The sequence below is a fragment of the Streptococcus taoyuanensis genome (genome assembly GCF_029589235.1).
GTDB classification, from domain to species: Bacteria; Bacillota; Bacilli; order Lactobacillales; family Streptococcaceae; genus Streptococcus; species Streptococcus taoyuanensis.
In genome coordinates this window covers 69236-88573 of the sequence record NZ_JARQVW010000001.1, presented here as the reverse complement: position 1 = coordinate 88573, position 19338 = coordinate 69236, and the positions used below count along the sequence as shown (strand labels likewise).

The 19338-nt window shown below is 41.7% G+C and carries 19 protein-coding genes; all 19 read left to right on the top strand.

Features of this window, described 5'->3' with window-relative positions:
- The first annotated feature begins 4 nt into the window (after nt 1-4).
- The 19 genes from P5Y91_RS00420 (at nt 5) to P5Y91_RS00330 (ending at nt 19318) form a co-directional block, all read left to right on the top strand.
- Nucleotides 5-664, top strand: coding sequence for a DNA alkylation repair protein (locus P5Y91_RS00420; protein ID WP_277838700.1), 660 nt, complete (start codon nt 5-7; stop codon nt 662-664).
- 296 nt (nt 665-960) lie between these two features.
- Nucleotides 961-1962, top strand: coding sequence for a DUF3137 domain-containing protein (locus tag P5Y91_RS00415; RefSeq protein ID WP_277838699.1), 1002 nt, complete (start codon nt 961-963; stop codon nt 1960-1962).
- Nucleotides 1959-2510: a LemA family protein gene (locus P5Y91_RS00410; RefSeq protein WP_070594832.1), complete on the top strand. Its 552-nt coding sequence runs from the start codon at nt 1959-1961 to the stop codon at nt 2508-2510. Before P5Y91_RS00415 ends, P5Y91_RS00410 begins: the two co-directional genes overlap by 4 nt.
- Nucleotides 2511-2654: 144 nt before the next feature.
- Complete coding sequence (locus tag P5Y91_RS00405) at nt 2655-3731, top strand: aspartate-semialdehyde dehydrogenase (protein ID WP_070594831.1); 1077 nt, start codon at nt 2655-2657, stop codon at nt 3729-3731.
- Between the two features lie 139 nt (nt 3732-3870).
- A complete protein-coding gene (gene dapA / locus P5Y91_RS00400; RefSeq protein WP_049483556.1) occupies nt 3871-4806 on the top strand; it encodes a 4-hydroxy-tetrahydrodipicolinate synthase in 936 nt (311 codons plus the stop codon).
- Between the two features lie 71 nt (nt 4807-4877).
- Entirely contained in the window at nt 4878-5216 is a 339-nt protein-coding gene (locus P5Y91_RS00395; protein WP_070594830.1) for an ATP cone domain-containing protein, read from the top strand.
- Nucleotides 5217-5317: 101 nt separating this feature from the next.
- The gene (locus tag P5Y91_RS00390) at nt 5318-6658 is read left to right on the top strand and encodes an ATP-binding cassette domain-containing protein (RefSeq protein ID WP_070594829.1); all 1341 of its coding nucleotides are present in this window, start codon (nt 5318-5320) and stop codon (nt 6656-6658) included.
- Nucleotides 6648-7475 (top strand): ABC transporter permease, encoded by an 828-nt coding sequence (locus tag P5Y91_RS00385; RefSeq protein ID WP_070594828.1) that lies wholly within the window; start codon nt 6648-6650, stop codon nt 7473-7475. Before P5Y91_RS00390 ends, P5Y91_RS00385 begins: the two co-directional genes overlap by 11 nt.
- 18 nt (nt 7476-7493) lie before the next feature.
- Nucleotides 7494-8924 (top strand): zinc-ribbon domain-containing protein, encoded by a 1431-nt coding sequence (locus P5Y91_RS00380; protein ID WP_070594827.1) that lies wholly within the window; start codon nt 7494-7496, stop codon nt 8922-8924.
- Nucleotides 8925-9036: 112 nt separating this feature from the next.
- Nucleotides 9037-9888 (top strand): ribosome biogenesis GTPase YlqF, encoded by an 852-nt coding sequence (gene ylqF / locus P5Y91_RS00375; protein ID WP_070594826.1) that lies wholly within the window; start codon nt 9037-9039, stop codon nt 9886-9888.
- On the top strand, nt 9875-10642 hold the full coding sequence (rnhB, locus tag P5Y91_RS00370) for a ribonuclease HII (protein WP_277838695.1): 768 nt from the start codon (nt 9875-9877) through the stop codon (nt 10640-10642). The genes ylqF and rnhB overlap by 14 nt, the downstream gene beginning before the upstream one ends.
- Nucleotides 10643-10645: 3 nt before the next feature.
- Nucleotides 10646-11575, top strand: a complete 930-nt coding sequence (locus P5Y91_RS00365; protein WP_277838694.1) for an ROK family protein — start codon at nt 10646-10648, stop codon at nt 11573-11575.
- Between the two features lie 60 nt (nt 11576-11635).
- Entirely contained in the window at nt 11636-12484 is an 849-nt protein-coding gene (gene dprA / locus P5Y91_RS00360; RefSeq protein WP_277838693.1) for a DNA-processing protein DprA, read from the top strand.
- An 86-nt stretch (nt 12485-12570) separates the two neighbouring features.
- Nucleotides 12571-14652, top strand: a complete 2082-nt coding sequence (gene topA, locus P5Y91_RS00355; RefSeq protein ID WP_277838691.1) for a type I DNA topoisomerase — start codon at nt 12571-12573, stop codon at nt 14650-14652.
- A 106-nt stretch (nt 14653-14758) separates the two neighbouring features.
- A complete protein-coding gene (locus tag P5Y91_RS00350) occupies nt 14759-15436 on the top strand; it encodes a SatD family protein (protein WP_277838690.1) in 678 nt (225 codons plus the stop codon).
- The gene (locus P5Y91_RS00345; RefSeq protein WP_155199614.1) at nt 15420-16124 is read left to right on the top strand and encodes a DUF3307 domain-containing protein; all 705 of its coding nucleotides are present in this window, start codon (nt 15420-15422) and stop codon (nt 16122-16124) included. Before P5Y91_RS00350 ends, P5Y91_RS00345 begins: the two co-directional genes overlap by 17 nt.
- Before the next feature lie 158 nt (nt 16125-16282).
- Complete coding sequence (gene trmFO, locus P5Y91_RS00340; protein WP_277838689.1) at nt 16283-17617, top strand: methylenetetrahydrofolate--tRNA-(uracil(54)-C(5))-methyltransferase (FADH(2)-oxidizing) TrmFO; 1335 nt, start codon at nt 16283-16285, stop codon at nt 17615-17617.
- 93 nt (nt 17618-17710) lie between these two features.
- Nucleotides 17711-18538, top strand: a complete 828-nt coding sequence (locus tag P5Y91_RS00335; protein ID WP_277838687.1) for an alpha/beta hydrolase — start codon at nt 17711-17713, stop codon at nt 18536-18538.
- Nucleotides 18539-18577: 39 nt separating this feature from the next.
- On the top strand, nt 18578-19318 hold the full coding sequence (locus tag P5Y91_RS00330; RefSeq protein WP_049492864.1) for an esterase family protein: 741 nt from the start codon (nt 18578-18580) through the stop codon (nt 19316-19318).
- The last annotated feature ends 20 nt before the right edge of the window (nt 19319-19338 follow it).

The window sequence follows — 19338 nt, the reverse complement described above, 5'->3', positions numbered from 1 at the left end:
TCATATGGATGCAAAAATTCTTTTGAAACAGTTAGAAGACCAAGCTGATCCAGCTAAAGTACCACCCATGGAAGCCTATATGAAAAATAAATTCAGCTTTCTTGGCGTTCAAAAACCAATTCTCAAAAAGATCGAAAGAGAGTATTTTAAGCCTTTTATAAAGGATCCAATTGATTGGACTTTTGTAGAAGAGTGTTGGCAGCAACCCTACCGTGAGTTTCAATACATTGCTATGGATTATCTGAATAAAAAGAAGAAAGAGCTTAGACCTGAAGATTTTCCAAAGCTAAAGAAATTGGCTCAAACCAAATCATGGTGGGATAGTATTGATCAATTGGACTGTATCATCGGAGAGATTACTTTTCACTATCCACAAACCAAGCAGGTTATGCTGGATTGGAGTAAGGATCAGGACTTTTGGTTGAGGCGGATTGCCATTGATCACCAGCTTATGAGGAAAGAAAAAACAGATACGGATTTGTTAGAAAAAGTGATCCTCAATAATCTAGGTCAAAGCGAGTTCTTTATAAATAAGGCAATCGGATGGAGTTTACGCAATTATTCCAAGGTTAATCCAGATTGGGTAGGGGCCTTTATCGACCGCTATCAAGAGCAGTTATCTCCTTTGAGCATTCGAGAAGGAAGCAAGTACCTACCTTCTTGACAGTTTGTGGATGTTCATGGTAAACTAGATTCATGCGATGAGTCGATTGGCTCTTAGGAGCCTTTTGCGCTGAGGAGGTCTACATTCAATTGTAACGCAGGAGCGGACCTTGAACAGTTGTGTGAACCGGCTGTTCTCACCGAAAGGTGCCTCGAATCCTGATCTTCGGATCAGGATTTTTTAATACCTTGAAAGACACTAAATTATTTTTAAAACTATTATAATACAGTTGCCATGTAAAAATATTGGTGTTATAATATAGTAAAGTTTATTGCGTCTGAAAGGATTGGAGGATTTTGGGAGATATCTATCATTCTAATGGTCCTGTATCTACAGACCATTCGCAAAAAATTGAGGAGCTTGAAAACTCCAAACAATTTCAGGATGCAATCGGATTAATCCGAGAACAGATGAAGAACAATCTACAATGGAATGTTTTCCGATCTTTTGGTATTATTTGTGCCATATTGTCTCTCGTTTTATTGCGTTTTGCAGCTATTCCTTTGATCCTTTTAGTTGTTGGTTTGTATTATTGGCCACAATATAAAAAACGAAAAGCCTTGTTTGGGGATCGAATTCGATCGAACGATGAGATCTATCTAGATGATATCCTGTCGCCTGTATTAAAGGAAGTTTTTCCTCAGGCTTCGATAAAAGAGGATGGTTCCATCCCCTCTGAAGCTCTCACGCATTTATGTCCTCGGTCGACTGATTTTCTATGTTTCAAACAGCTATCATTTCATGATGACAAAGAGCTGACAGTGTCAAATCTCTATGCTCATCATACTGAGACTCGTCAACGGACATCCAATGGACATACGAGAACGGAACATGTGGAAGTCACAGATTTCTGCGGACAAGTATTCTTTTTAAACCTACCAATTCATTTCTCAGGTCATCTTCGTGTCGTTCCGACGAAGAAATCATTTCTTTTTAATAGAGAGATAAATGGGGATTATCCAGGAGCCAGAGGAAATGAGGTGCAGATTGAAACAGAGGATATTCGCAATAACGAGAATTACAATATTTACTGCACGGATGAACTGTCTGCCCGAAAATTTCTCACCCCTAAGATGTTAGAATGGTTTGATCGACAAATTTCTCAAAATGCCATGTGTGTATTTTTGAAAGACAAGAAACTATTTATTTCTTTGTATACCGATCGCTATATCTTTCCGACGCCCCAAAAACCGGAAGATATTGATCAACTATCTTTGGTATCTGAATATCATAAATTATGCAGAGAACTAGCTTTAATTAAAGAAATAACAGCAATTTTTGAAGGAGAAGCATCATGAATCTCATTATCGGCTTAATCATATTTGTTGCCCTATTGGCTATTTGGTTTATTAGTGTAGGAAATCGTCTCAATCGCTATCTAGTGACCATTGAAGAATCAAAGAGAACCGTTGATATCGTCCTTGTAAAACGCTATGATACCATTTCGGAAATGCTAAAAGTAGCCAAAGCCTATGCCAAACATGAACAACAGATTTTCACTGATTTAGTTGCTTTACGTCAAGGAGCATCTATCCAAGAATCCAACCAAGTTATTACCAATCAAAATGATGTCTTGGCACAAATTCGTGCAGTCGGTGAAAACTATCCAGAGCTCTTGTCTTCTAACCAATTCTTGACCTTACAAAAGGAAATTGCTGACGAAAATGAAGATCTTGCTGCAGCGAAGCGAATTGTTAACAGTAATGTCAGCCACATCAATCAAGAAATTGTTTCCTTTCCAGCGTCTATCGTAGCAGGTGTAAAGGGGATCCATCAAGTTCCATTTCTTGCTGAAGAAACACAAGGTAAGAAAGATTTAAGTGATTTGAACTATGACCTGAATTAAAGATCTTTTATGATAAATAACCATTAAAAATCCTGGTCTTAGAATCAGGATTTTTTCCTACTGTTGGTACTTTTCATTTATGCCAAAAAATTGTATAATAGTACAAATACTCAATTTTTAGAAAATTTTGAAAGAGGATTTACTATGGGATACACAGTTGCTGTTGTCGGTGCTACAGGTGCCGTTGGTGCTCAAATGATCATAATGTTGGAAGAATCTACTCTTCCAATCGATAAGATTCGCTACCTTGCGTCTGCACGTTCTGCAGGAAAAGTCTTGCAATTTAAAGGGCAAGACGTGACCATCGAAGAAACGACTGAAGATGCTTTTGAAGGGGTTGATATTGCTCTCTTCTCAGCTGGTGGTTCAACATCTGCCAAATATGCACCTTATGCGGTAAAAGCAGGCGCAGTAGTGGTTGATAACACTTCTTATTTCCGTCAAAATCCGGATGTCCCATTGGTTGTTCCTGAAGTGAATGCACATGCTCTTGATGCTCATAACGGAATCATCTCTTGTCCAAACTGTTCAACCATTCAAATGATGGTAGCTCTTGAACCAGTCCGTCAAAAATGGGGCTTGGACCGTATCATCGTATCTACTTACCAAGCTGTTTCAGGTGCTGGTATGGGAGCTATTCTTGAAACCCAACGTGAGTTGAAAGAAGTCTTAAATGATGGAGTTAATCCACGTGATGTTAAAGCAGAAATCTTACCTTCAGGTGGAGATAAGAAACACTATCCAATCGCCTTCAACGCTCTTCCACAAATCGACGTCTTCACAGAAAATGACTATACTTATGAAGAAATGAAGATGACGAACGAGACTAAGAAAATCATGGAAAATGATAGCATTGCCGTTTCAGCAACTTGTGTGCGGATTCCAGTCTTGTCAGCTCACTCAGAGTCAGTCTACATTGAAACAAAAGAAGTGGCACCAATTGACGAAGTGAAAGCTGCTATTGCAGAATTCCCAGGTGCAGTCCTTGAAGACGATGTTGCTCACCAAATCTACCCACAAGCCGTTAATGCGGTCGGTTCACGCGATACTTTCGTTGGGCGGATTCGTAAAGACTTGGATGCTGAAAAAGGAATCCACATGTGGGTTGTTTCAGATAACCTCCTTAAAGGAGCTGCTTGGAACTCAGTCCAAATCGCAGAAACCCTTCACGAACGTGGACTCGTACGTCCAACAGCTGAATTGAAATTTGAGTTGAAGTAGAGAGCGAAACAGAAATCAGTAACTCGAAGAGTTTGATTTCTTTCTCATCTTTTTAGCGAATCAACTTGTTTTATGAACAGATCATGAGGCAAAGGCAAGCATGCCCCAGCCTCTTTCTTATATAGAGAAAGGTTTTTCTATGTCTTATAATGATTTAAAAGATTGTAAAATCATCACTGCATTTATCACTCCCTTCCATGAAGATGGAACCATTAATTTTGACGCTCTTCCTGCCTTGATCGAGCACCTCTTGGCACATCATACAGATGGGATTCTCTTAGCTGGAACGACTGCAGAAAGTCCAACTCTGACCCACGATGAGGAATTACAACTCTTTGCGGCTGTTCAAAAGATTGTCAATGGACGGGTCCCTTTGATCGCTGGTGTCGGAACCAATGAAACCCGCGACTCGATTGAGTTCGTTAAAGAAGTGGATGCTTTTGGTGGCTTTGCAGCAGGATTGGCTATCGTCCCTTACTACAATAAACCATCCCAAGAAGGAATGTATCAACACTTTAAAGCGATTGCGGATGCATCTAATCTTCCGATTATTATCTACAATATTCCTGGACGCGTGGTTGTGGAAATGACGCCTGAAACCATGCTTCGTTTGGCAGAACACCCAAATATCATTGGGGTCAAAGAGTGTACAACCCTGGCTAATATGGCCTATTTGATTGAACACAAGCCAGAAGAATTTCTCGTCTATACAGGGGAAGATGGGGATGCTTTCCACGCGATGAACCTTGGGGCAGATGGAGTGATCTCAGTGGCTTCTCATACAAATGGAGATGAAATGCATGAGATGTTCCAAGCCATTGAACACAATGATATTAAAAAGGCTGCAGCCATCCAACGTCAATTTATCCCTAAAGTCAACGCTCTCTTCTCATATCCGAGTCCAGCTCCTGTCAAAGCTGTCTTAAACTATATGGGCTTTGAAGCAGGGCCAACCCGTTTGCCATTGGTGCCAGCACCGGCAGAAGAAGCGAAGCGCATTATCAAGGTTGTAGTAGATGGGGATTACCATGCTACTAAAGAGATCATTACGGGAGTTCTTCGCCCGGATTATTGATGTCTTAGATTCTTGACAAATCCCCTATTTATTAAGATAATAGAAGTATATTGATAATCAAGGAGAATAAGATGGAAGTCATTAAACGTAGTGGTGAAGTTGTAGAATTTGACCCAGATAAAATCTATCAAGCTGTTTTGAAGGCAGCACAAACAGTTTATGTCTTGACGGATGATCTTCGCCAAAACTTGGCGCAAGTGACCAAGAAAGTTGCCATGGATTTGGAAGAAGCTAAAGTGGAACGTGCGACGATCAGCATGATCCAGTCAATGGTTGAGCACCGCTTACTTGGTGCTGGTTATATTACCATTGCAGAACACTACATTTCTTATCGCTTGCAACGTGATTTGGAACGGAGCGGCTATGGTGATCACATCGCCGTGCATTTGCATTTTGAGCAAATTCGCTAAGCTAGAGTAGTGCTCGCTAGGTAGAGCTATCGTTTTGAACCACCCTTATAGGGTGGTTTTGACTGTCTAGCCAATTAGTTTATTTCGAAAGGTTTACATGTATGCAAAACCCAACCATCTATACCTATCTCAATCAGGATTTTACAGCTATTCCACTTTTTGATGGATTGAGCGTTGATGGTATTTCTCAAGGAAGTCAGGCAGATTTGCATCTGGCTGATGATTTTCAGTCCCCTTCTAAAGCTGTTTTCCATTTTTTAAACGGTCAATGGTTTCTTGAATGTTTGTCTGGGATGATCGAGGTGGATGGTGTCACCTATCCGAAAAATCAACGTGTTATATTAAATCATCGTTCCATTATCCATCTTTGTGACGCCGACGGCCATGTTTTTCGCTCAAAATTCATCATTGTTGAAATGAAATCTCTAGAATGGAAGACCATTGCAAAAGATGCTTTTCCGATGGATCTATCCTCGCTTGCTAGGATTGATTGTGCAGTCTTATCGAATCAGTTGGTTGTCCAATTAGGAGATCAGATTATTTACCAAGATCTTCAGGCAGCAACTGCAGACCCATCCGTTTCACCGAGGGATCGTCAGAACTTTTCTCATTCATCACTAACGATTGCTATTCAAGATGTAACAGTCGGAACTCTCTTAAACCGTAAAACCATCCTCAAGGATATTCAGGTGGAATTTAAACCCAAGGAAATGATCTTAATTCTGGGTGGATCAGGTGCTGGAAAATCTACCTTTATGGAAGCAGTGACAGGACTTGTTCATTCAAATACCAGTGCTTATTTTAATGGGGTTGATTTGTTAAACGATGGGAAGAAACAAGGGGTCATCACCCTGGCTCCTCAATCCCCTGACGAGCATTACCGAATGGAAGACACGGTCTATAAGAATCTAGAAGATGCAGCAAAGCTCTACGGTCCATCTGAATTAGCAGACAATCCTGAACTTCGTAAAGAAGAAGTGCTATCTGTTCTGAAAAAGCTGGATTTAGAATCTGTCAAAGGATCCAAGTGTTCTTCTCTATCTGGCGGACAAAAGAAAAAACTCACGATTGCCATGGAATACATCACGCGCCCTGAAATCCTCTTTATGGATGAACCGGATTCCGGTGTTGATGGGAGCATGGTCATGGAGGTCATGACCACATTGAGAGAGATTACAGATGAAGGAAAGATCTTATGTGTCATCACGCATACGCCCGATCGTATTCGTCATCTCTTTGACAAGGTCATGGTGGTCGGAAAGAGCTCGGAAGGCTGTGGGAGACTGTGTTACTTTGGCTCCGTAGACAATGCGCTGAAAGTTTTTGCTGCTCAGAGTTTGGAAGAAATCGTCCATAAAATTTCAGGTGCTGAAAATGCAGCTCTTGTTGACCAATATGTTCAATGGTTTGAAAATGAAAGGAGAGGTGGCCATGCTGGATAAGAAGCAAGTCTCGATTTATTTTAGAAAATTCCTTCGACTCCTTCTCAATAAAAAATCTCTGTTTTTTGTGTTAGAAGCGATTCTTCTTCCTTTCATCATTTCGATCGCTTTTAATGCCAATGAAGTTTTTGATAAATACCATATTACGAGAACTTCTTCCATTATGTTTATTTCTGCAGCACTCTGGATTGGTCTCTTTAATTCAGTGACCAGTATTTGTAACGAGCGTAAAGTCATCAAGTTTGAGTACCAAATTAAAGGCTTGTCCTTGCCTTCCTATGTGACGGCGCGCGTGCTGACAGAGTTGGTTCTCTGTTTTGCGGAAGCGATCTTAATGATTGGAACCATTGTTGTGCGCTATCCACGTATCCAAGGAAACGGTAGCCAGATATTCCTTTTGGGGATCACATTGTTTTTAGTCATCTTTACTTCGGATATGTTGGCCTTATTGATTTCAGCTTTTGTAAAAAAATCATCTCAAGCGATGACAGCCATGCCGCTAGTATTGATGGTTCAATTGCTGTTTTCAAATTTTCTCCAATCCTTGGATGAAAAAATTCCATTTTTAGTGTGGATCTCACACGCGACCATTACGAGATGGGGAACAACTGCCTTCTTTCGGATTGCAAACATGAACAATATGGTCCCGTCTCAAGGTCATACTGACTGGCAAGTTTATCAAAAAGATGGGGTAGGAACCTATGCTTATGATCTACTTGCGATTCTTGGAAATTGGGGAGCCTTGCTTGCTTTTGCCGCTCTATTTATAGTCGCAACTTCCCTCGTATTGACTTCTGTCCGTAAGGACGCTCGATAAACAATAAGGAGATGATTTATGAAAAACTGTACCAATTGCCAGGCACCTATTAATGCCGGTGATGCATTTTGTTCTAAGTGTGGAGCTAAAGTTCAAGTAGCTACCCAAGCTGAACCAAAAGCTGTTGCGTTTCAACCAAAGACAGTGCAATTAGGGCCAAGTCCAACTCAATCCCCAGCACCTAAAAAAAACAAAAGAAACATGATAGGAATTTTACTAGGGATTTTTGCCCTTCTTACTGTAATTTCTCTTGCAAGTTATTTCTTATTAAATCGTGGTAGCAGTGACACCATTAATTTAGAAGATTATGTGAATCTGGAAATTAAAGGAACTGATGGTGAAGGATCTATTGTTGAGAAGTCGCCTAGTTTGAACAAGGAAAAATTAGACCGGGATATCAAGAAGAAGTTAGAAGCGGAAGGCTTGAATACTGAGAGTTCAAACTACAATATCGATCAGCTAGTTTCAAAAGTAGAATTTAGTGTTTATAAAGGGGATGAACTGATCGATGTAAAAGATCGCAAGAACCTAAATAATCATGATAAAATTACGGTCAAATTACTTTACGATAAAAATGATCTTGAAGACATGATACCTGGCCTTCACTTTACTGGTACATCTGTAACTAAGGAGGCGGATCTTATCCCGCTTGTAGGTATTGATCCCTTTAAAGGGTTTTATCCAAAGATCAAGGGCATTTCTCCAAATGGAAGTTTATCAAAACCATCTCAATTTGAAGGAAAAGATCTAGAAATTATTGCAAAAGCAACCGCTAACTATGGCTTCCCATTTGATTATTATCTGAACGGTAAAGAAGTATCAAGTAATGATCCTATTGCAGTTGGAGATGAAATTGAGATTCGTCTCAATGAAAGTGGTAAAAATGCATTGAAAGAACAAGGTAAAACTGTTGAGAAAGGAAAAGACAGTAAGAAATACAAGGTCACCTTGGCTGATTTTGAGGAAGGGGCTTATGTGACTTCCTTGTCAAAAGTGGATAAGGATACACAAGAAGCCATCTCTAAGAATGTAGAGGATGCAGCAAAGGCTTATGCAGCTGACCGCAATTATAAAGACCTTCCAAAATTTGAAGGGATGGCTTTTGCGGCAATCAAAGATGGAGTTGATTGGGGAGGTACATTTGATTCCAAAATCCCTCAATTGGTCTATGTATACTCTATTACCGATACATCTTATGGTAAATCAAAAACAAGTTATTTTGTCATTTCCAAGATAGCGGTTATTGAACAGGTCGAAAACCATGGAAAAGCCAACGTTCATAAAAAACCTGGAAAAACCATTCAAACCTTTGAGAAAAATGCTAAGAAGTACGATTTCCAAAGCATGTCTGATGAGAATGACTTGAAGAACTACTTTACTAGAAATATCGACACCTATACTTATACAATGGACAATCAATTGAAATCGTTGATAAATTGGACAGAATAGAAGAAAAATGAAGTTACCTAGGTAGCTTCATTTTTTGTATTCTCGTTTAAGGCTGAGAATTCAAGAAAACATGGTATAATAGAAGAGATTGAACTGGAAAGGAATGGAGAACATGGCAACTATTCAATGGTTTCCTGGACACATGTCCAAAGCTAGAAGACAAGTACAAGAAAATTTAAAATTCGTGGATTTTGTGACGGTTCTGGTAGATGCTCGTTTGCCCCTATCAAGCCAAAATCCTATGTTAACCAAAATTGTTGGTGATAAGCCTAAATTAATGATTTTGAACAAGGTAGACTTGGCAGATCCTGTGGCAACAAAAGAATGGCAGGACTATTTTGAGTCTCAAGGCATCAAAACCTTGGCTATCAACTCCAAAGAGCAATCTACGGTTAAGAAGGTCACAGATGCTGCTAAGTCTTTGATGGCCGATAAAATTGCCCGTCAGAAGGAACGAGGTATTCAGATTGAAACCCTTCGGACCATGATTATCGGGATTCCTAATGCCGGGAAATCAACTCTGATGAACCGCTTAGCGGGGAAAAAGATTGCTGTTGTTGGAAATAAACCAGGGGTGACCAAGGGGCAACAATGGTTGAAAACCAATAAAGACCTTGAAATCTTGGATACCCCAGGGATTCTCTGGCCCAAGTTTGAAGATGAAGAAGTGGCCTTAAAACTTGCTTTAACAGGCGCCATCAAGGATCAGTTGCTTCCAATGGATGAAGTGACCATTTTTGGCCTTAACTATTTTAAAGAGCATTATCCAGCTGTTTTGCAAGAACGTTTTAAACAAATGGATCTGGAACAAGAAGCTCCTGAAATCATTATGGAGATGACCCAGAAATTAGGCTTTCGAGAGGATTACGACCGTTTTTACCAACTCTTTGTCAAAGATGTTCGCGATGGGAAATTGGGACGGTATACGCTGGATCGCGTAGGTGAAATAGATGTCAACGATTAAAGAAGTTAAAGAGCGTTTGGCAATGATTGACGAGCTAGATCATCCCTTATTTGAAGAGTTGATCCTTGATGGTCGAGCAGGCGTTCAAGCGGCTATCAGCAAACGAAAACGCGAACTCCAAAAACAAGTGGACGAAGATTTGCGTTTGGAAAAAATGCTAGCCTATGAAAAAGAACTTTATACTCAAGGGATTCAGCTCATTGCAGGAGTGGATGAAGTGGGACGTGGTCCATTAGCGGGACCAGTTGTTGCAGCTGCCGTGATCTTGCCGAAAGCTTGTAAAATTCCAGGACTCAACGATAGTAAAAAGATTCCAAAATCAAAACACAAGGAAATCTATGAGGCTGTGCTCCAAAACGCCATTGCGATCGGAATCGGCATCAAGGATAATCAAGTGATTGACCAGGTTAATATCTATGAAGCTACGAAGCTAGCCATGAGGGAAGCCATTGGTCAGCTAGAGCCTCAACCCCAGCATCTTTTGATTGATGCCATGAGGTTAGATCTTCCTATTTCCCAAACTAGTATCATCAAAGGGGATGCCAACTCCTTATCCATTGCTGCAGCATCCATCGTAGCCAAGGTGACTCGGGATCAGATGATGGAAGAGTTTGATCGAAAATATCCGGGTTATGATTTTGCACAGAACGCTGGCTATGGGACAGCTAAGCATCTGGCTGGCCTCGACCAGCTGGGAGTGACCCCTATCCATCGGCGTTCGTTTGAACCCGTCAAATCAATGTGTGAGGATTAGGTTATGCTATTCACTATCGACATCGGTGGTACCTTTATAAAGTACGGTCTGATGGACGCAGACTATCAATTGGTTCATACAGACAAGATCCCAACACCACCTACGATTGAGGAGTTTTGGCAAGGATTAGAAGAAATCGTTACACCCGTAAGGGAAGAAATCGAGGGAATCGCCATTTCATGCCCCGGTGAGATCCAAAAGAGCCTTGGCTTTGTCTTTCGAGGTGGTCTCATTCCATATTTGCGCGGCATTCCTCTAGCAAGTAGACTCGAACAAACATTTCAAGTACCCGTCACTGTTGTCAATGATGGAGAAGCCGCTGGTCTAGCAGAAGCAAGGCTTGGTAATCTAAAAGATTGTCCATGTGGTGCGACCTTGGTCTTGGGGACAGGAGTAGGTCTCGCTCTTCTTTCTAATGGTGACCTATTGAGAGGATGGCAACTGACAGAATACATTCGGTCTATTGATAAGGCAGAAAGAACACCAGAAAATCGCCGCTTTCATCGTGAACTCTTTTTGCAAGGCATTTCCAATCTTTTGGAAAACACCGGTTCAGCTGTTCAATTTGTTGAGAAGGCTAGTCACATCTTAAACCTAGAAAAGGCAGATGGTATAGCTGTTTTCAAGGCTCTTGATCAAGGGGGCAACGATGAGCTGACATCCTTGTTTCAGGCTTATTGCCACGATATTGCTATTCTGATTTTTAATCTTCAATCTTTGCTCCTGATTGAAAAAGTGACGATTGGCGGGGGCATTAGTAGTCAACCACTATTGATCGATGAGATCAGTCGACAATACCATGACCTACTCTCTCAAAAAGGGCATAAACAATTTGAGGCCTTGCCCATACAAGCGGCTCGCTTCCACAATGAAAGCAACTTGATTGGTGCTGCAACTTACTTTTATTCTTCGACACATCAAAAAAAGTTCTAGAAATAGAGCTTTTTTCTTTTCTTTTTCGAATAAATAAGTGAGAGGAAGTAGAAGGTGACCATGGAGAAATTTGAAATCTTTAAATTAAAAGAAGCCGGTTTATCAAATGAGCAAGTCTTGAGAATCTTGGACTACTGTAGGAAAGAGCAAGTCTTACCAAGCTTAGAAGAGATAGCGAGGATCGCTCGCTGTCGCAGTATCCTTCATTTTGTAGACAAATACCGACAACTAGATGAAGACCATTTACACGAGGAGTTTGAACGGTTCCCATCTCTATCCATTTTTGATCCTGAATACCCTGAGGAATTGCTACAGATTTACAATCCTCCTGTACTCCTTTTTTACCAGGGAGATTTGGAATTGTTAACCAGACCGAAGATTGCAGTTGTTGGAGCTCGCGAGACCACGCGAGAAGGGGTTCGTTCTGTAGAGAAGATTATTAAGGAACTTGGGAATGAGTTGGTTATCGTTAGTGGACTTGCTAAGGGAATTGATGCGACAGCTCATTATGCCAGTATACGAAATGGTGGCAAGACCATCGGAGTGATTGGAACAGGACTGGATGTCTCTTATCCTAAGAGCAATCAAAGACTGCAGGCACATATGGGGGAACACCATCTGATCTTGAGTGAGTATGGACCAGGGCAGGCCCCTCTTAAGTTTCATTTTCCTGAGAGAAATCGCATCATTGCAGGTCTCTGTCAGGCAGTGATTGTAGCAGAGGCTCGACTCCGTTCAGGGAGTTTGATTACTTGTGAGCGTGCTATGGAAGAAGGCCGAGACGTTTTTGCTATTCCAGGAAATATTTTAGATGGTAAATCTGCAGGCTGCCATCACCTGATTCAAGAAGGCGCAAAACTTGTCACCTCAGGCCAGGACATTCTTGATGAATTGAAATACAAATTGTGATTTTCCTATAGGAGAAGTTCCTAGTTGACATCTTTCTTAAAATGTATTAAACTCAATGAGATTTATACAATACAGAGGGATAAAACGTGGTAACAAAAAAGAAAAGCAGTACAACCAAGAAAAATTTGGTGATTGTGGAGTCTCCTGCGAAGGCCAAAACAATCGAGAAATACCTTGGTCGTAACTACAAAGTCATGGCCAGTGTTGGCCACATTCGGGACCTGAAAAAATCTACGATGTCGATCGACTTCGACAATAACTATGAACCGGAGTATATCAATATTCGCGGAAAAGGTCCCTTGATCAATGATTTGAAAAAAGAAGCTAAAAAAGCCAAACAAGTCTTTCTCGCAAGTGACCCGGACCGCGAGGGAGAAGCTATTTCTTGGCATTTAGCGCATATTTTGAACTTGGATGCCAAAGAAAAAAACCGTGTGGTCTTTAACGAAATCACCAAGGATGCTGTTAAAAATGCCTTTAAAGAACCGCGCCAAATCGATATGGACTTGGTCGATGCCCAACAAGCACGTCGGGTCTTGGACCGGATTGTAGGGTATTCCATTTCGCCTATTCTTTGGAAAAAGGTTAAAAAAGGACTTTCTGCAGGGCGCGTGCAATCAGTTGCCCTCAAGTTAATCATTGATCGTGAAAATGAGATTAATGATTTCAAGCCGGAAGAATACTGGACCATTGATGGTGTCTTTAAAAAAGGGACCAAGCAATTCCAAGCTAGCTTCTATGGGATTGATGGCAAGAAGATGAAGCTCAACACCAATGAAGAGGTGAAAGCTGTTCTTGAACACTTAGATGGCAAAGATTTTACCGTTGAAAAAGTTGAAAAGAAAGAACGTCGTCGGAATGCGCCACTTCCATACACCACCTCTTCCATGCAGATGGATGCTGCCAATAAGATCAACTTCCGTACACGTAAGACCATGATGGTCGCCCAGCAGTTGTATGAAGGAATCAATATTGGTTCTGGTGTTCAAGGTTTGATTACCTATATGCGTACTGATTCTACACGGATCAGTCCAGTTGCGCAAAATGAGGCGGCTAACTTTATCGTGGATCGCTTTGGTGAGAAATATTCCAAGCATGGAAGCCGTGTGAAGAATGCTTCTGGTGCCCAAGATGCCCACGAGGCGATCCGTCCATCCAGCGTCTTCAATACACCTGAAAGCATTGCTAAATACTTGGACAAAGATCAATTAAAACTCTACACATTGATTTGGAACCGCTTTGTAGCTAGTCAAATGACAGCAGCTGTCTTTGATACCATGAATGTCCGTTTAGGTCAAAATGGGGTTCAGTATACGGCAAATGGGAGCCAGGTGAAGTTTGATGGTTATTTGGCTATTTATAACGACTCAGATAAGAACAAGATGTTGCCGGATATGGTAGAAGGCGATATTGTTAAGCAAGTCAATAGCAAGCCTGAGCAACACTTTACCCAACCACCTGCTCGATATTCTGAAGCGACTTTGATTAAGACCTTGGAAGAGAACGGTGTTGGCCGTCCTTCAACCTATGCACCGACGATTGAGACCATTCAAAAACGTTATTATGTGAAGCTGGTAGCCAAACGCTTTGAACCAACAGAATTAGGGGAGATCGTCAATAAACTGATCGTTGAATTCTTCCCAGATATTGTCAACGTGACCTTCACAGCGGAGATGGAAGGGAAACTCGATGATGTCGAACTTGGAAAGGAAGAGTGGCAAAAGGTCATCGATGCTTTCTACAAACCATTTTCTAAAGAGGTCGCAAAGGCTGAAGAAGAGATGGAAAAAATCCAAATTAAAGACGAACCAGCTGGTTTTGATTGTGAAGTTTGTGGAAGCCCGATGGTGATTAAATTAGGACGTTTTGGAAAGTTCTATGCTTGTAGCAATTTCCCAGATTGTCGTCATACCCAGGCCATTGTCAAAGAAATCGGCGTGGAGTGTCCTGACTGTCATCAGGGACAAATCATCGAACGCAAAACCAAGCGCAACCGTATCTTCTATGGATGCAATCGCTACCCAGAGTGTGAATTTACCTCTTGGGATAAGCCGATCGGTCGGGATTGTCCAAAATGTGGCCACTACTTAGTTGAGAAAAAAGTTCGTGGTGGCGGCAAACAAGTCGTATGTAGCAATGGCGACTACGAAGAAGAAAAAGTGAAATAAGCTTTCAAACGATTCAATGTCTATTATAACGGCAATTTTTATAAATGTCTGTTATAATAGACATTTTTTGTTTTTTTCGTTATAATAGACACAAGGAGGTGGGCTTATGTATCTTGCTTTGATTGCAGATGTGATTGATTCCAAAATCGTACAAGAACGTTTTGACCTGCAAAAACAGTTAGAAAAAACGCTTCAAAAGATCAATGAGCTTTTTAAAGACTGCCTAGCATCGGCTTTTACCTTAACTTTGGGCGATGAGTTTCAGGCCCTTTTGAAAGTAGAGGCTCCCGTTTTTCAAATTATCGATACCTTGCGTTCAGAACTAAAACCGACTCAACTTCGTTTCGGCATTGGCCTCGGGGAGATTGTAACGGATATCGATCCCCTGCAAAGTATCGGTGCAGATGGACCAGCCTATTGGAATGCACGCGCAGCTATTAATCTGGTCCATCAGAAAAATGATTATGGTAACACCCAGATCTATTTTTTGAGCGGTAATGACAGCCAGGACTTAGTGGTGAATGCGCTCATCGCTTCCGGAGAAGCCATACGTTCGGGTTGGCGAGAGAGTCAGGAAGAGATTCTGCTCAATCTGCTAAAGAGATCTGTCTATAGTGAAAGCTTTAGCCAACAGGAATTGGCCCAAGCGCTAGAGCTCAACCCTAGTGCACTGTCCAAGCGATTAAAGAGTAGCAGTATTCGTGTTTATTTACGGGGGCGAGCAGCAGCACTAGCTTGTATTCAAAACTTAGAGAAAGGAGAGGCCCATGAGCGGATTGTCTAGTATCGTAATGAATCCATACTTGATCCTCTTGTTGATTTGTCATTTGTTATCGGATTATTATTTTCAAAGTCAAAAGATGGCGGATCGCAAGGATCAGGATAAGAAGGTGCTCGGGCTTCACATTCTATATGTGGCTTTGCCTTTGTTCATTGTTTCGCTCTTTCATCTAGCCTTGTGGTGGATTTGCTTGGTCATTTTACTGACACATGCTGGAATAGATTTCTTGAAACCGATCGTGCAGAAGGGATTGAAATTACCAAAAGCCTGGATTTTTGCATTGGATCAAGTCTTGCATATTGGTATCCTAACTTGTCTGGTCCTTATGGGAGCGAAGAATGGCACGACCTATCTACCCTTGGACATTTTAAATCTAATCTTTTATGTCCTCCTAGTTGGGAAACCAAGCAATATCGCCTTTAAAATTCTGTTTGCCAAGTATCAACCCACCAGCAAGAAGAAAATGGATACGATCACTGGGGCTGGTTCCATGATTGGCTTTTTAGAGCGTTTGGTGATCGGTGTCTGTCTCCTCTATGGGCAATTTGCTTCGATCGGCCTAGTATTTACAGCCAAATCTATCGCCCGCTATAATAAAATTTCGGAGAATCCTGCCTTTGCGGAGTATTATTTGATTGGGTCCTTATTCAGTATCCTCTCTGCCCTCTTAGCAGCCTGGTTGTGTTTATAAGGAAACAAATTATAGACTTAAGTCTGGACAGGAAAGATTAGCCTCCCTGTCTTTTTACTTGGCTTTTTGGTATAATGAACCAAGTAGAAAATTAGAAAGATTTGTGGGTGTCAAACAGTCCAGAAGGGTGTTTTGATACCCAAAGAGGTATTAGTGTCATGTCTCAATCTTATATCAATGTTATCGGTGCGGGTCTTGCTGGCTCGGAAGCAGCTTACCAGATTGCCCAACAGGGTATTCCGGTCAAGCTTTACGAAATGCGTGGGGTCAAATCCACTCCGCAACATAAAACAGACAACTTTGCTGAGTTAGTGTGTTCCAACTCTCTTCGTGGGGATTCTCTCACCAATGCTGTCGGGCTCCTCAAAGAAGAAATGCGCCGTCTGGGTTCTGTCATCCTTGAAGCAGCGGAAGCGACTCGCGTGCCGGCTGGTGGAGCGCTGGCAGTGGACCGGGAAGGGTTTGCTAGCCGGGTGACGGAGAAGGTGTCCCAACATCCGCTCATTGAAGTGATTCGCGATGAAATTACGGAATTGCCGACAGATGCCATCACAGTGGTCGCAACAGGCCCTCTAACCAGTGATGCCTTGGCAGAAAAGATCCATGCTCTCAATGGTGGCGACGGTTTCTATTTCTATGATGCAGCAGCTCCGATTATCGATGTCAATACCGTTGATATGAACAAGGTCTATCTCAAGTCACGCTATGACAAGGGAGAAGCAGCCTATCTCAACTGCCCCATGACCAAACAAGAATTTATGGATTTCCACGAGGCCTTGGTCAATGCAGAAGAAGCCCCGCTCAACTCTTTTGAAAAAGAAAAGTATTTTGAAGGTTGTATGCCCATTGAAATCATGGCCAAACGAGGCATCAAAACCATGCTCTATGGCCCTATGAAGCCAGTTGGGCTCGAGTATCCAGATGATTACAAAGGGCCACGTGATGGGGAGTTTAAGACACCTTACGCAGTCGTTCAGTTGCGCCAAGACAATGCGGCTGCCAGCCTCTACAATATTGTTGGTTTCCAAACTCACCTTAAATGGGGCGAACAAAAACGGGTCTTCCAAATGATCCCAGGTTTGGAAAACGCGGAATTTGTGAGATATGGTGTCATGCACCGCAATTCCTACATGGATTCTCCAAATCTGCTTGAACAAACCTACCGTTCTAAGAAACAAGCTAATCTCTTCTTTGCAGGTCAAATGACAGGTGTAGAAGGCTATGTTGAATCAGCTGCCTCAGGTTTGGTAGCTGGAATCAATGCAGCTCGCCTTTTCAAAGGAGAAGAAGCAGCGATTTTCCCTGAAACGACAGCTATCGGAAGCCTGGCTCACTATATCACCCATGCTGACAGCAAGCATTTCCAACCCATGAATGTCAACTTCGGGATTATCAAGGAGCTAGAAGGCCCACGTATTCGGGATAAAAAGGAACGTTATGAGAAAATTGCCGAACGTTCTTTACAAGATTTGGCTCAGTTTATGGAAAAATAACCCAAGAAAGAAAAAAGTTTGGAGAAAATCCAGACTTTTTCTTCTAAAAATGGTATAATGAATAAAATTTAGAATATAGAGAGTTTTCTGACAATGAACAAATCCTATTTTTATTTAGATATGAAGACACACGAGTTGAAAGTGCCTTATACCGGAAAACTCCGTCGTGTGCGAGTCTTATTACCTAAGAATTATGAAACGGATACAGATAGACGTTACCCTGTGGTTTATTTCCACGATGGGCAAAACGTTTTGTACAGCAAGGAAGCTTATGCGGGTCATTCCTGGAAAGTTATTCCAGCCATTAAGCGGAATCCAGATATTAGTCGCATGATTGTTGTTGCGATCGATAATGATGGTTTCCAACGCATGAATGAATACTCTGCCTGGAAGTACAAGGAATCCAATATTCCTGGCATGCAATTTGGTGGCAAGGGAGTTGAGTACGGCGAATTTGTCATGGAGGTGGTGAAACCTTTTATCGACCAAGAATACCGGACTCTTGCTGATCGAGAACATACGGCCATGATTGGATCTTCCTTGGGTGGGAATATTACCCAATTCTTGGGCTTAGAGTACCAAGATCAAATTGGTTGTTTAGGTGTCTTTTCATCTGCTAACTGGCTACACCAAGATGCCTTCAATCATTATATCGAACGCAAAAAATTATATGCAGATCAACGGATCTACATCTATGTAGGTACTGAAGAGGCGGATGATACAGATAAAACGCTGATGGCGGGAAATATCAAGCAAGCCTATATTGATTCATCCCTTCGTTATTATCACGACGTCATTCAACAAGGGGTGGCTTTAGAGAATATCGACATTCGGATTCAATCCGGCGCTATTCACCATGAAGAAGCTTGGGCCGAACATTTACCTGAGTGCCTTCGCTTTTTGACCGAAAATTGGGATTAATGGACTCAGAACAAATCAATATAGAGAAAGAGGAAACTTATGAATATTGAACATTTAAGCCACTGGAGTGGCCAACTCAACCGTGAAATGTATTTGAACCGCTATGGACACGCTGGTATTCCTGTTGTGGTCTTTGCTTCATCAGGTGGGAGCCATAACGAGTACTATGACTTTGGTATGATTGATGCTTGTGCTCAGTTTATCGAAGAAGGTCGGGTTCAATTCTTCACCCTTTCGAGTGTCGATAGTGAAAGCTGGCTTTGTGATTGGAAAAATCCTCATGATCGTGCCGAAATGCACCGTGCTTATGAACGCTATGTGATTGAAGAAGCCATTCCTTTTATCAAACACAAAACAGGCTGGTTTGATCCGATGATGACAACGGGTTGCTCTATGGGGGCTTACCACGCCCTTAATTTCTTCTTGCAACATCCAGATGTCTTTAATAAAGTGATTGCCTTGAGTGGTGTCTATGACGCTCGTTTCTTTGTTGGTGATTTTGGAGGCGATGAAGCCATTTATCAAAACTCGCCATCTGATTATATTTGGAACCAAAATGATGGCTGGTTTATCGATCGTTACCGTCAGGCGGAAATCGTTGTTTGTACTGGTTTAGGGGCTTGGGAACAAGATGGGCTTCCATCTTTCTACAAACTGAAAGAAGCCTTTGATCACAAAAATATTCCTGCATGGTTCGCTGAATGGGGACATGATGTAGCCCACGATTGGGAATGGTGGCGCAAACAAATGCCTTATTTCCTAGGCCAAATGCATCTATAAGTAAAAAGGGAGGAGACCTC

Coding starts and splice junctions, on each gene's coding strand:
- P5Y91_RS00420 (WP_277838700.1), top strand. CDS start 5: ATGGATGCAAAAATTCTTTTGAAACAGTTAGAAGACCAAGCTGATCCA.
- P5Y91_RS00410 (WP_070594832.1), top strand. CDS start 1,959: ATGAATCTCATTATCGGCTTAATCATATTTGTTGCCCTATTGGCTATT.
- P5Y91_RS00405 (WP_070594831.1), top strand. CDS start 2,655: ATGGGATACACAGTTGCTGTTGTCGGTGCTACAGGTGCCGTTGGTGCT.
- dapA (WP_049483556.1), top strand. CDS start 3,871: ATGTCTTATAATGATTTAAAAGATTGTAAAATCATCACTGCATTTATC.
- P5Y91_RS00395 (WP_070594830.1), top strand. CDS start 4,878: ATGGAAGTCATTAAACGTAGTGGTGAAGTTGTAGAATTTGACCCAGAT.
- P5Y91_RS00390 (WP_070594829.1), top strand. CDS start 5,318: ATGCAAAACCCAACCATCTATACCTATCTCAATCAGGATTTTACAGCT.
- P5Y91_RS00385 (WP_070594828.1), top strand. CDS start 6,648: ATGCTGGATAAGAAGCAAGTCTCGATTTATTTTAGAAAATTCCTTCGA.
- P5Y91_RS00380 (WP_070594827.1), top strand. CDS start 7,494: ATGAAAAACTGTACCAATTGCCAGGCACCTATTAATGCCGGTGATGCA.
- ylqF (WP_070594826.1), top strand. CDS start 9,037: ATGGCAACTATTCAATGGTTTCCTGGACACATGTCCAAAGCTAGAAGA.
- rnhB (WP_277838695.1), top strand. CDS start 9,875: ATGTCAACGATTAAAGAAGTTAAAGAGCGTTTGGCAATGATTGACGAG.
- P5Y91_RS00365 (WP_277838694.1), top strand. CDS start 10,646: ATGCTATTCACTATCGACATCGGTGGTACCTTTATAAAGTACGGTCTG.
- dprA (WP_277838693.1), top strand. CDS start 11,636: ATGGAGAAATTTGAAATCTTTAAATTAAAAGAAGCCGGTTTATCAAAT.
- P5Y91_RS00350 (WP_277838690.1), top strand. CDS start 14,759: ATGTATCTTGCTTTGATTGCAGATGTGATTGATTCCAAAATCGTACAA.
- P5Y91_RS00345 (WP_155199614.1), top strand. CDS start 15,420: ATGAGCGGATTGTCTAGTATCGTAATGAATCCATACTTGATCCTCTTG.
- trmFO (WP_277838689.1), top strand. CDS start 16,283: ATGTCTCAATCTTATATCAATGTTATCGGTGCGGGTCTTGCTGGCTCG.
- P5Y91_RS00335 (WP_277838687.1), top strand. CDS start 17,711: ATGAACAAATCCTATTTTTATTTAGATATGAAGACACACGAGTTGAAA.
- P5Y91_RS00330 (WP_049492864.1), top strand. CDS start 18,578: ATGAATATTGAACATTTAAGCCACTGGAGTGGCCAACTCAACCGTGAA.